6 protein-coding genes are annotated in these 11,365 nt (G+C 74.5%); 3 read left to right on the top strand and 3 right to left on the bottom strand.

All coding sequences use genetic code 11. From position 1 onward, the window contains the following. Positions 1–73 precede the first annotated feature (73 nt). The gene (locus tag FBY23_RS10055) at positions 74–319 is read left to right on the top strand and encodes a mycoredoxin (RefSeq protein WP_141798016.1); all 246 of its coding nucleotides are present in this window, start codon (positions 74–76) and stop codon (positions 317–319) included. 6 nt (positions 320–325) lie between these two features. On the opposite strand, the gene nudC is transcribed toward FBY23_RS10055, so the two are convergent. Then, positions 326–1,240, bottom strand: a complete 915-nt coding sequence (nudC, locus tag FBY23_RS10050; protein WP_141798015.1) for an NAD(+) diphosphatase — start codon at positions 1,238–1,240, stop codon at positions 326–328. Positions 1,241–1,282: 42 nt separating this feature from the next. Here nudC and FBY23_RS10045 point away from each other — a divergent pair, with 42 nt between their 5' ends. Beyond that, entirely contained in the window at positions 1,283–1,786 is a 504-nt protein-coding gene (locus FBY23_RS10045; protein WP_141798014.1) for an OsmC family protein, read from the top strand. Between the two features lie 34 nt (positions 1,787–1,820). Here the strand turns inward: FBY23_RS10045 and FBY23_RS10040 are convergent, their stop codons facing one another. Beyond that, on the bottom strand, positions 1,821–5,024 hold the full coding sequence (locus tag FBY23_RS10040; RefSeq protein WP_141798013.1) for an ATP-dependent DNA helicase: 3,204 nt from the start codon (positions 5,022–5,024) through the stop codon (positions 1,821–1,823). Further along, positions 5,021–8,269, bottom strand: coding sequence for an ATP-dependent DNA helicase (locus FBY23_RS10035; protein ID WP_141798012.1), 3,249 nt, complete (start codon positions 8,267–8,269; stop codon positions 5,021–5,023). The genes FBY23_RS10040 and FBY23_RS10035 overlap by 4 nt, the downstream gene beginning before the upstream one ends. 536 nt (positions 8,270–8,805) lie before the next feature. Here FBY23_RS10035 and FBY23_RS10030 point away from each other — a divergent pair. Beyond that, positions 8,806–11,319 carry an SCO7613 C-terminal domain-containing membrane protein gene (locus FBY23_RS10030; RefSeq protein WP_141798011.1) on the top strand — a complete coding sequence of 838 codons (2,514 nt, stop codon included), beginning with the start codon at positions 8,806–8,808 and terminating at the stop codon, positions 11,317–11,319. Positions 11,320–11,365 lie beyond the last annotated feature (46 nt).

Genomic DNA, 11,365 nt, shown 5'->3' with positions numbered 1-11,365 from the left:
CACCCCCGGAACAAGCCCGCCCCCGCCGTGGTTGGGTGGAGGCGAACCACGACCGGAGAGAGAGCGCCCCCCGATGACCTTCACGATGTACACGACCCCCTGGTGCGGCTACTGCCACCGCCTCAAGAGCCAGCTGGACCGCGAGGGCATCTCCTACGAGATCGTCGACATCGAGCAGCAGCCGGAGGCCGCCGCGATCGTCGAGTCCGCCAACAACGGCAACCAGACGGTTCCCACGCTCGTCTACACCGACGGCTCCGCGCAGACCAACCCCAGCGTCGCGCAGGTCAAGGCCAAGCTCGAGGCGCTCAGCGCCTGACCGGCGTCACCAGCTGCCGGGCAGCGCCCCGCCGTACCAGTCCTCGACCAGCGAGCGGCTGATCGAGACGCCGCTGCCCGGCAGCACCAGGGTGCCCGCCTCGGTCTGCTGCAGCATCTCGGCGCGGGTGAACCAGCGCGCGTCCTCGACGTCGGCATCATCGAGCCGGATCTGCTCCGACACGGCCCGGCCGTGGAAGCCCACCATCAGGCTCGACGGCAGCGGCCACGGCTGGTTGCCGAAGTAGCTGACCTCTCCCACCACGACGCCGGTCTCCTCGAGCACCTCGCGGCGGACGGCGTCCTCCAGCGACTCCCCCGGCTCGCAGAACCCGGCCAGGGTCGAGAAGCGTCCCGCGGGCCAGTTGTGGTTGCGCCCGAGCAGGGCGCGCTCGTCGGGCGAGCCCGGCTCGCCGGCCGAGATCAGCATGATCACCGCCGGGTCGGAGCGCGGGAACTGCGGCTTGCCGCAGTCGGCGCACACCAGCTCGTGCCCCGCGGCGCGCGGCAGCAGGCTCCCGCCGCAACGCGGGCAGAACCGGTGCGCCCAGTGCCACTCCGCCAGGCCGACGGCGTGGAACACCAGCGGCGCCTGGCGGACCCGGTCGCCGTCGAGGAACGGCAGCAGTCCGCGCAGCGGCAGCCAGCGCTCCGGCTCGGCCTTCGCCACCTCGCCCGGAACGATCACCGCCCACCAGGTCACGCCGTCCCGCTCCCCGAGCAGCACACGTACCCCGTCCGGCGCGTCCGCCGTCGACACCCACTCCAGCCCCTCGCGCCCGGGCCTGACCCGGGTCCCGGCGATCACCAGCACCCGACCCGCCGGGTCGGACCAGCGCTCGTCGAGCCACGCGTCGTCCGTGCGGAGCAGGCCAAGTCGGTCGTGCGGATCGGCGGCCAGGGACTCGTGCGGGAACGTCACGGAACGAGCCTAGCCACGGCCCTCGGGCCGCTAACCTGAGCCATGGACGCCAGCACCCTCCGAGCCGCGCAGGCACCGCTCAAGGACCGCTACCGCTCCGAGCCGGCCACGGCTCACACGGCCACCGCCGCGGCCGGCGACTACCGCGACCCGGACGTCACCGCCACCGTCGACGGCTTCGCCGGACCGGTCCGAGCCGGGCTGCACCCGGCCACCGGTGGCGACGGCAGCGACGCCTGCTCGGCCGACCTCCTGCTCCAGGCGGTGCTCGCGTGCGCAGGGGTCACCCTGCGCGCCGTCGCCACCGCCATGGACGTCGAGATCCGCTCCGCCCGGCTGCGCGCCGACGGTTGGTGGGACGCCCGCGGCACCCTCGGCATCGACCGCGAGGCACCCGTCGGGATCCAGGACGTCGTGCTCACCCTCGCCGTCGACACCGACGCGGACGACGCCACGCTGGGCCGCCTCGCGACTGCGACCGAGCGCTACTGCGTCGTGGGCCGCAGCCTCGCCCAGCCGCCCGAGATCCGGGTCGTGCGCGCCTGACCCGGTCCTCGCACTCGCTGTCGCCGCCGCGGCCTCATCGCAGGAGGGCCTCCACCTCCTCCCTGCCCGGCAGCTCGTCGTGCACCACGAGCTCACCGGTCCGCACGTAGAAGAAGCCGGCCCGCACCCGCTCCGGCGCGATCCCCTCGAGCTCGGCCCACGCCAGCCGGTAGAGCGCGAGCTGGAGCGGGTCGGCGTCCTGCCGGGTGCCGGTCTTCCAGTCGACCACGAGGAAGGTGCCGTCCGCCTCGGCGTAGACCGCGTCGATCCGTCCCCGCACGACCTGCCGCCTGCCCTCCCCCGCTCCTAAGACCAGCGCGAACGGAGCCTCCACCGCATGCGGCTCGCGGCTGCCGAACGGCCCTTCCTCGAACCGGCCGACGAGCTCCTTGAGGTCCGCCTCGTCGTCGATCCCCGCGTCGGCCCGCCCGGCCAGCTCGTCGGGGTCGAACAGCCCCTGCTGCCCGAACCGGGCCTCGACCCACGCGTGGAAGCGGGTGCCGAACCGGGCCGCCGGCGCGGGCGGTCGCGGCATCGGCCTGGCCAGGTCACGGGCGAAGCCCTCCGGGTCGTCGCGCAGCCGGCCGAGCGCGGTGGCCGACAGCGACGAGGGGAGCTCGACGGTGATCCGCGACGACCGGTCGGCCCGGGCCTCCACCAGCAGCCGGTCGATCTCGGCGTCCCAGTCGGCCACCCGGGCCGCGTCGAGGAGGTCGAGGTCGAGGTCCTCGTCCAGGGCCGGGTCCGCGGCGGCGACCCGGGCCGCGGCATCCAGGCGGCGGGCGGTCTCGGCCCCCACGCCCTCGACGGGCCAGGGGCGCGACGGGTCGACCGCGTCGAACGGGTTGGTCGCCCCCTTCTCCGGCTTGTCGCGCCACTCGACCGGCTCCCCCCAGCCGTCGCACAGGTCCCGGATCGTGGCCTGGAAGCTCGACGGCCCGTAGGGGTTCTTGCGCGTTCCCCACAGGAACGAGGTCACCCACAGCTGGTGCTCGGGCCGGGTGAAGGCGACGTACCCCAGACGCAGCTCCTCCTCCGCCTCGTGCTCACGGGTCGCGACGCGGTAGGCATCGAGAGCGGCCTTGTCGTGGCCGACGAGCTGCGGAAGGTCGGCGGCGTCGCCCCGCAGTGGCGCGGGGAGCACGCTCGGCGACGAGGTCCACAGCGACCGGCCCTGGGTGCTCGGGAAGCGTCCCTCGCCCACGCCGACGCAGAAGACCGTGGCCCACTCGAGGCCCTTCGAGCGGTGCACTGTCAGCAGCTTGACCGAGTCGGCCTCGGACGGCGTGGCGACCTCGAGGCCGTTGCCGGCCTCGTCCTCGGCCGTGAGCCAGGCGATGAGGGCCGGCAGCGTGACGTCGCCGTCGACGGCCTGGAAGTCCGCGACCGCCTTCACGAAGAGATCGAGGTTCTCCCGGCGCGCCGCGGCCGCCCGGCTGACCGACGACGCCAGCTCGACGTCGACGCCGGTCACATCGACGATGCGGCGGACCAGGTCGAGCAACGGCTCGCCGATCGCCGCCCGCAGCTGGCGCAGCTCGTCTCGCACCAGGGCGAAGCGCTCGCGCGCCTCGGGCGAGTACGCCGCATCGCCGGGATCGGCCAGCGCGTCGTCCAGGCACGGGATCTCGGCCGGGTCGATGCCGTCGGCGATGGCGACGAGCTGCTCGTGGATGGAGTCCGCCTCCTGCCGCCCACCGCGCCCGACCAGCTCCAGGGCCCGCTGCCCGAGCAGGCGCAGGTCACGCGGGCCGATGGCCCAGCGTGGGCCGGCCAGCAGGCTCAGCAGCGACGCATTGTCGGTGACGTCCTGGACCAGCTTGAGCGTCGCCACCACCGTCGCGATCTCCGGCAGCCGCACCAGGCCGGCGAGTCCGACGATCTCGACCGGTACGTCGGCGCCGGTCAGGGCGTCGAAGACCGCCTCGCCGTGCTGGTTGTCCCGGCTGAGGACCGCGATCCGGCCCCACGGGGCGCCCGCGTCGTGGGTGGCGCGCACCTCCTCCACCAACCAGGCGAGCTCGTCGAGATGGGTCTCGAAGACCCTGACCCGCACCGACCCCGGGGCCGTGGAGCCGTGCTCGAGGGTGGCGACCTTGTCGCCGTACTTGGCCATCAACGGCGCCGCCAGCGTGTTGGCGACGTCGAGGATCCGGGTGTCGGAGCGGCGGTTGACGGTCAGCGGCAGCACCGGGACGGGCCGACCGTCAGCGGAGGGGAAGACCTCGGGGAAGTTCACGATGTTGGACACCGAGGCACCGCGCCAGCCGTAGATGGCCTGGTTGGGGTCGCCGACCGCCATCACGGGGTGGCCCCCGCCGAAGAGGCGGGCGAGCAGGGTCGCCTGCGCGACCGAGGTGTCCTGGTACTCGTCGAGCAGCACCACCTTGAACCGCTGTCGCTCGATCTGCCCGACCTCGGGCTGGTCCTGCGCCAGGACCGCGGCCAGCGCGATCTGGTCGCTGAAGTCCATCAGCCCCAGGTCGGCCTTGAGCCGACGGTACGACGCCACCAGGCCCATCAGCTCGGCCCGCCGGTCGATGACGTCGATCGCCTTCTGCATCTCGCCCAGGTAGGTCTTGCGCCCCTTCCCGTCGCGCTCGGCGACGAGCTCGCGTTCGAAGGAGGCCCGCTCGCCCGCGTCGAAGTCGAGGACGTCCTGCGGTCCGACGAGGTGCTCGCTCATCGCGCCGTCGAGCGCGAGCAGGTTCTGGATCACCGTCGGCGGATGGTCGGAGAGCTTGGCGACGGCGCCGTCGTGGCGGTCCACGGCACGCGCCCCGAGCTGGTAGCGCGCGGCGTCGGTGATGACCCGGGTGTCGGGCTCGTGCCCGATCCGCAGTCCGTGGTCGGTCAGCAGCGCCGCGGCATAGGCGTTGTAGGTCGCGACCGTCGGCTCGAGCACCTCGGCGTCCTCGTCGCCCCCCTCGCGCGAGCGCTGCAGGTCGAGCACCCCGGCCGCGAGGAGCGCGGACCGTACCCGCTGGCGCAGCTCGGCCGCCGCCTTGGTCGTGAAGGTCAGGCCTAGGATCTCCTCGGGCCGGACCTGGCCGGTCACCACCAGGTAGACGACCCGGGCCGCCATCAGGGTGGTCTTGCCGGAGCCGGCGCCGGCGATCACCACGACCGGCGAGAGCGGGGCGGTGATCGCGCGCCACTGCTCGGCGCTGGGCGGGAAGTCCGCCTTCATCACGCGCTGGAGGTCCTCCGGAGTGCGGATCTGCGTGCGCTCGGTCATCGCTCCACCACCGATCCGGGGCTCTTGACGGGGCACAGGGGCAAGAAGCCGCAGTCGCGGCAGTGGTCGCCGGGCACCGCCGGGAAGGTCTCGGTGCGCAGCAGCTGGGCGACGTTCGCGATCCGGGTGCGGAGCGCCTCGCGTTCGGGGCCGTCAGGCGCATGGGCGTCCTGGGCCTGGCGGGTCACCTCGGTCGAGCCGTCCTCGAGGCCGAGCTGGATGAGCTCTGCTCCCCCGCTGGTCAGTCCGGTCAGCTCGTCGTCGGGACGGTCCAGGGCCCCGGCGTCGACGGCGTACTGGTAGAGGGCGAGCTGGACGTGGTCGCGCACCGCCGGCCCGGTGGGCTTGCCACGCCCGGTCTTCAGGTCGACCACGATCACGGCACCGGTGCCGTCGATCTCCACCCGGTCTGCGTAGCCGTGGATGCGAACCGGAGTCCCGTCATCCATGGTCACCACCGTCGCGAAGCGCGCCTCGGTCGCGAGCACGCGGCGGGGGTTCTGCTCGTGCCAGACCAGGAAGCGGGCCAGCGCGTTGCGCACCCGCTTGTGCTCGCGCTCCTTGGACCACGGGGTGCGGAAGTCGAGGCGGTCCCACACCTTGTCGACCTCCGCCATCAGCACGTCGAGGTCACCGGCGATGGTGCCGTCGGCGACCCGTTCGGCAAGGGCGTGGACGAGCTGGCCGAGATTGGCGGACTGGTGGGACCGGGCGACCCCGCCGGCCTCGTTCTCCAGGAACCACCGGGTCGGGCAGGCCGCGATCGACTCCAGGACGCTCGCTGAGATCGGCACGGGCTGGTCGGTGGCCCGGATCGGCTCGGCCGACCGAGAAGCCGCGCGGGTGCCCCACCAGTTGGCCGGATCGGCGGAGGGGACCAGCGCCCGGCGCCCGGACGACTCGCCGGCCAGCCGCGCCAGCCGGCGGGCGGCCGCGGCACGCAGGGGCTCGGGCGCCTCGGGATCGGCCAGGGTGCGACGCAGCTCCGCGACGAGCCCCGGCAGGGACAGTGGCCGGGGCGGCCGACCACTGACGGCCACGATGTGGTCGCGGTCGGGGACCACCTCCTCGAGGAAGCGGGAGGGCTGCTCGCCGTCGTCGTCCGGAGAGGCGACCGCGGTGACGACCAGGCGTTCCCGAGCTCGGGTGCAGGCGACGTAGAACAGCCGGCGCTCCTCGGCCAGCAGCGCGCGTGCCGTCACCTCGGGCAGCAGGACGCCCGGCCCGATCCGGTCGGCGCGCAGGAGGCTGGTGCGCTGCCTCAGGTCCGGCCAGCCGCCGTCCTGGACGTGCGCGACGACGACCAGCCGCCACTCGAGTCCCTTGCTGCGGTGGGCGGTGAGGAGTCGTACGGCGGCGCCCCGGGCCCCCCGGTCGGCGAGGGTGTCGGCGGGGATCTCCTGCTGGACCAGGCCGGCGAGGAAGGAGGCCGCCGCGAGGTGCTCGCGGCGCTCCTCCATCCGGGCGGCGAGGTCGAAGAGCGCGCACACCGAGTCGAGGTCGCGGTGGGCACGCCGCGCGGCGCCGCCACCCGCCTCGACCGCGCGGCGCAGCCGCTGGGGCCAACCGGTGCCGGTCCACAGCGTCCACAGCAGCTCCTCGGCACTCGCGCCGGCAGCAGCCGCCGCCCGTGCGCGCAGGAGGAGCTGGGTGACGACTCGGGCACGCTCGGCCTCGGGCCCCTCGAGCCCGTCGAGCATCGTCGGGTCGACGACAGCGAGTCGCACCAGCTCACGCGAGCTGCGCGGTGTCCCCCCGTCCTCCTGGCACGCGGCCTTCTCGCGGACCCGGAGCTGCCGCGCGAGTCGACGGACGTCGCCGGCGTCGAGCCCGCCGAGCGGGCCGGTGAGCAACGCCTCGGCCCTCCCGGCGTCGACGTAGCCGACGTCGTCGGGATCGTCGTTGTCGAGGTTCACCACCGCGCGCAGGGCGTCGAGCAGGGGCAGTACGGCGGGGTCGCGGGCGAGCGGGATCTCGTCGCTGGCCACCTCGACCGGCACGCCCGCGGCGCCGAGCGCGCGGCGGAGGGGCGCGATGTTGGCGCGGCCGGACCGGACGAGCACCGCCATCTCGTCCCAGCCGACACCGTCCTCGAGATGGGCCCGGCGGAGCAGGTCAGCGAGCCGGTCGGCCTCCGCACGCTCGGTGTCGAAGGTGAACACCTCGACCCGGCCCTCGCCATGGGGACCTGGAACGCACTCGGGTGAGAGGAACGCCGCCCGGGCCGCGTCGGGGATGGCGCCCGGGAGCCCGATCCGGCCGGCGACCCGCTGCGCGGCCAGCTGGATCCGGGGCCCGAACCGACGCGTCGCCCGGAGCGCGACCACGTCGGCCGGCGTGCCGTCGGCCTTCGGGAACTCGGCCGGGAAGTCGAGGATGCCGCGCACCTCGGCGCCGCGGAACGCGTAGATCGACTGGTGCGGATCCCCGACGACCACGAGGTCGCGGCCGTCACCGGCGATCGCGCGCAGGAGCGCGACCTGCCCGGGGTCGGTGTCCTGGTACTCGTCGACGAAGACGTGCCGGAACTGGTCGCGCAGCTCGGTCCGGTTGGCCTCCGCCTCGATGCGCGCGCGCCGGATCAGGTCGGCGTAGTCGGTCGCACCCAACGAGTCGAGGGACGTCAGGTACTGCTCGAGGAACAGGCCTGCCGCCACGAACTCGTCGATCCCCTCCTCCTGGCCGAGGCGGAGCAGGTCGTTGCCGTCGAGGCCCTTCTCGCGGGCCCGGCCGAGCACAGCGTGCACCTCCCGCGCGAAGCCGCGGGTCGCCATCGCCTGCCGGAACCGGTCGGGCCAGCGCACCGACTCGGGGTGGTCGGCAAGGAGCTCGCGCAGGACGACGTCCTGCTCGGGCGCGGAGAGCAGCCGCAACGGCGCCTCGTAGAGGCCGGCGGGCGCGTAGCGCCGGACCAGGGCGTAGGCGAAGGAGTGGAACGTCGAGCTGAGCTGGGTGCCGGTCGTGCGCCCCAGGCGGGCGGTCACGCGGTCGCGCAGCTGGTCGGCCGCCTTGCGGGAGAAGGTCAGCGCGAGGACCTGGTCGGGCCGCGCGCCGCGCCGCTCGATCCGGTCGACGATCGCCTCGACGAGGGTGGTCGTCTTGCCCGTGCCCGGCCCGGCGAGGACGAGCAACGGGCCGCCCGGGTGGTCGACGACCCGCCGCTGGTGCTCGTCGAGCTGCGGCGCCGCCGCGACCGGTGGGGCCGGGGCGAAGCGGTAGCTGGTCGGAGCGGTCGAGGATTCCACGTGCGCCACTCAACCACCCCCGCCCGACACAAAGGCGCCGGGACCGCCGCACCGGGAAAAAGGTGAAGGGCCCTCGTGAGTATGAGTCACAAGGGCCCTTCGGGTGACCGGTACTGGTGACGCTCCCGGTCGACCACCCGGCTGCTGCGATCCCACGAACCTCGTCACCCGGTTCGCGCGGCCGGCGTCCCCGTGAGGGGCCGCCTCGCTCCGACCCGAAGGTCTCGGCCTGGCCGGCTGGATCGTCGCCTTCCGGCTGATCCCGCTCTCCCGGAGGAGTGCGTGGGAGAAGTTCTACGCCCGTCCATCGACGAGCCGCAAGGGGTTTCCGCCAAGTTTTTCGAGGGTTTCTCGTCATCCACCGACGTACGGCGTGTCGTCCACAAGTCGACCCGATCTTGTCCACAGCGCAGCGGCCCGTCGTCCCCAGGTGGCGGGACGTCCTGTGGAGAGCGGAGCGACTGAGTACCCACACTCAGCGCGGATTGAGTGGCCGCCTGCTGCCGAACGAGTACGCGAGATGGCGCAATGGACCCATGCGCTACGCCGATCCGCTCCTGTGCCCCGACTGCCGCACCGCCCTGCCGACCGGGGCTCCCGTGTGCCCGACCTGCTCCCTGCTGGTGCGCCACCCACTGGCCGTCGACCTGTTCGGCACCCTCCAGCGGGCCGACGGGATCCTCGCTCGGCTCCGCACCGCGAGCGACGCCGCGGCACCTGCCGCCCCCGCGCTCACCGCGCCGATGCCGGCCGGGCGGGCTCCGTCCACCGGGCTGCCGTCGTACCCGCCGCCGCCGCCGACGACACCGACGACACCGAGGACACCGCCGACCTCGCCGACCTCGCCGACCTCGCCCGGTCCCGGCGGCGTCTCGTTCGCCTCGGTCCCGAAGATCCTCCTCGGGCTCGGGGCGTTCTGCCTGCTCGTGGCCGCCGTGATCTTCCTGGCGGTGTCCTGGTCGTCGCTCGGTGTCGGCGGCCGCACCGCGGTGCTCGCCGGCCTGACGCTGACGGCCGGCGTCGCCGCCCTGCTGCTGCACCGGATCGGGCTGCGGATCGCCGGGGAGTCGCTGGTCGTGGTGGCCCTCGGCATGCTCGCGCTCGACGTCGTCGGCGCGGGCGCGGCCGACTGGTTCGGCGACCTGGGAGCCGCGACGATCGCGTGCGCCGCGGGTGGCGTGGTCGCACTGGCCGCCGTCCCCCTGGGCCTGGTCCGGGTCGCCGCACAGCCGCGGCTCGTCGCTCCCCAGGTGGTCGCCGGCATCGCCCTCCTCGTCGGGTACGTCGGCGCAGTCGGCGCGACCGACCACTGGCTTCTCGCCGGTCACCTCGTCGTCGCGGTGGGCATCGCCGTGGTCCTGCTGGCCCGCCGGGCCGACGCTCCGGTCCTGCTCTGGAGTGGCGCCGCGGCGACCGGTCTGGGCTGGCTCGGCACGGCCGGGGCCGGGTTCGTCGAGTCGGTGCTCACCCCGGATCTCCACGAGCTGTGGGTCGAGGGCTCCGGCTGGTCGCTGCTGGTCAGCGCCGCCGCCCTGCTCGTCCCGGGCGCCGTCGCCCGCCACCGTGACGTCCTGCTCGCCGGGGCGAGCGGCGCCGCGATGCTCGTCACCGTCGTGCTCACTCTCCCCTGTGTCGACACCGACGCGCGCACGGTCGGCCTCGTCGCCCTCGGTACGACGGCCGCCTGGGTCCTGGCGCTCGGCGTGCTCCCCCGCCCCGCCCGTGTCGTCGCCTTCGCGCCGGCGGGCGCCGGGTGCCTGGTGCTCCTCTCGCTGGCGCTCGAGACCACGGGCACCGCACTGGACCGCTGGAGCAACGTCAGCGAGGTGTTCGACCGTCCGTTCGGCGTCCGGCTGACCTCGCCGGAGGCGGCCACCGAGCCGCTGCTGCTGGTGCCCTCGCTGCTCACCGTGCTCGGCTGCGTCGCCCTGGTCGACCGCGGCCGGGCTCGGCGGGCGCTTCCGGCCTGGGGCCGGGTGGCCGGCCTGGTGACCGGCGTCGGCGTCGCCACCACCGTGGCGACGTACGACGTCCCGCTGGCCGCCCCGCTCGCGGTCCTGACGATCGTCGCGCTCGGCGCGCTCGGCCTCGCCCTCCTCACGACCGGCGTCGAGGCGACGACGTGGGCCGTGGTCGGCGCGGTCACGGCGGCCGGTGTCGGGATGGGCGCGATGCCGAGCGAGGCGCTGGTCCTCGCGAACCTCGCGCCCCTCGCCGCCGCGCTCGTCGTGCTGGCGGTCCTCGGGCGGCAGCCGGCCACCCGGGTCGTGGCCGGGATCGGTGCCCCGGCGGCACTGGGCCTGGCGGCGGCCGCCGCGGCGGTGGTGGTCGCCGACGACGCCGCGTGGGTGTCGGTGCCCGTGCTCCTCGCGGTCGGCGTGCTCGCGCTGGCTCTGCCGCGCCTCGAGGTCGAGGTCCCCGCGGTCGTGGTGGCGGGCCTCGCGTTCCCGGTGTCGCTCGCGACCGCCGCCGACCCCGGCGGCTACGCGGCTCTGTGGCTGACCGTGGCCGGCTGCCTGTTCGGCGCGACCGCACTGCTGCACGAGGCCCGTCGCGCGTGTGCGATCGCCGGCACCGCGCTGCTCCTGCTGGCGAGCTGGGTCCGGCTGGCCGACCTCGACGTGACGGCACCGGAGCCCTACACCCTGCCGCTCGCCGTCGGCCTGGCCGGCCTGGGCCTGTGGCGGCTGCAGCGCTCGGCCGCGGTCGGCACCCTCGAGGCGCTGCTGCCCGGGTTGCTGCTGGCGACGGTCCCGTCCCTGCTGTGGGTGTTCGGCGACCCGGTGTCGCTGCGGGCGCTGGCGCTCGGTGCCGGCTGCCTGGCGCTGACCATCGCTGGTGCGGCGCTGCGCTGGAGCGCGCCGCTGGTGGTCGGCGCGAGCATCGGTGCCGCGGTGGTGCTGCGCGAGCTGGGGCCCTATGCCGGGGAGTTCCCGAAGTGGGTGTGGATCGGCCTCGCGGGCGCGCTGCTGACGGTCGTCGGCATCACCTGGGAGCGCCGCCTGCTCGACGTACGCCAGGCGGTCGGCTTCCTCGGCCGGCTCCGGTGATGGACGGGGTGGCGGAGCGCTCGTGGCGACCTGCTAGACAAGACGC

Source organism: Nocardioides sp. SLBN-35, from assembly GCF_006715725.1.
Taxonomy (GTDB): domain Bacteria; phylum Actinomycetota; class Actinomycetes; order Propionibacteriales; family Nocardioidaceae; genus Nocardioides.
The sequence above is the reverse complement of the archived record's forward strand: the minus strand, read 5'-3'. Positions and strand labels throughout refer to the sequence as shown.

Bases quoted from the DNA above. Each gene is read 5' to 3' on its own strand.
- FBY23_RS10045 (WP_141798014.1), top strand. From the start codon at position 1,283: ATGGACGCCAGCACCCTCCGAGCCGCGCAGGCACCGCTCAAGGACCGC.
- FBY23_RS10040 (WP_141798013.1), bottom strand. From the start codon at position 5,024: ATGACCGAGCGCACGCAGATCCGCACTCCGGAGGACCTCCAGCGCGTG.
- FBY23_RS10030 (WP_141798011.1), top strand. From the start codon at position 8,806: ATGCGCTACGCCGATCCGCTCCTGTGCCCCGACTGCCGCACCGCCCTG.
- FBY23_RS10055 (WP_141798016.1), top strand. From the start codon at position 74: ATGACCTTCACGATGTACACGACCCCCTGGTGCGGCTACTGCCACCGC.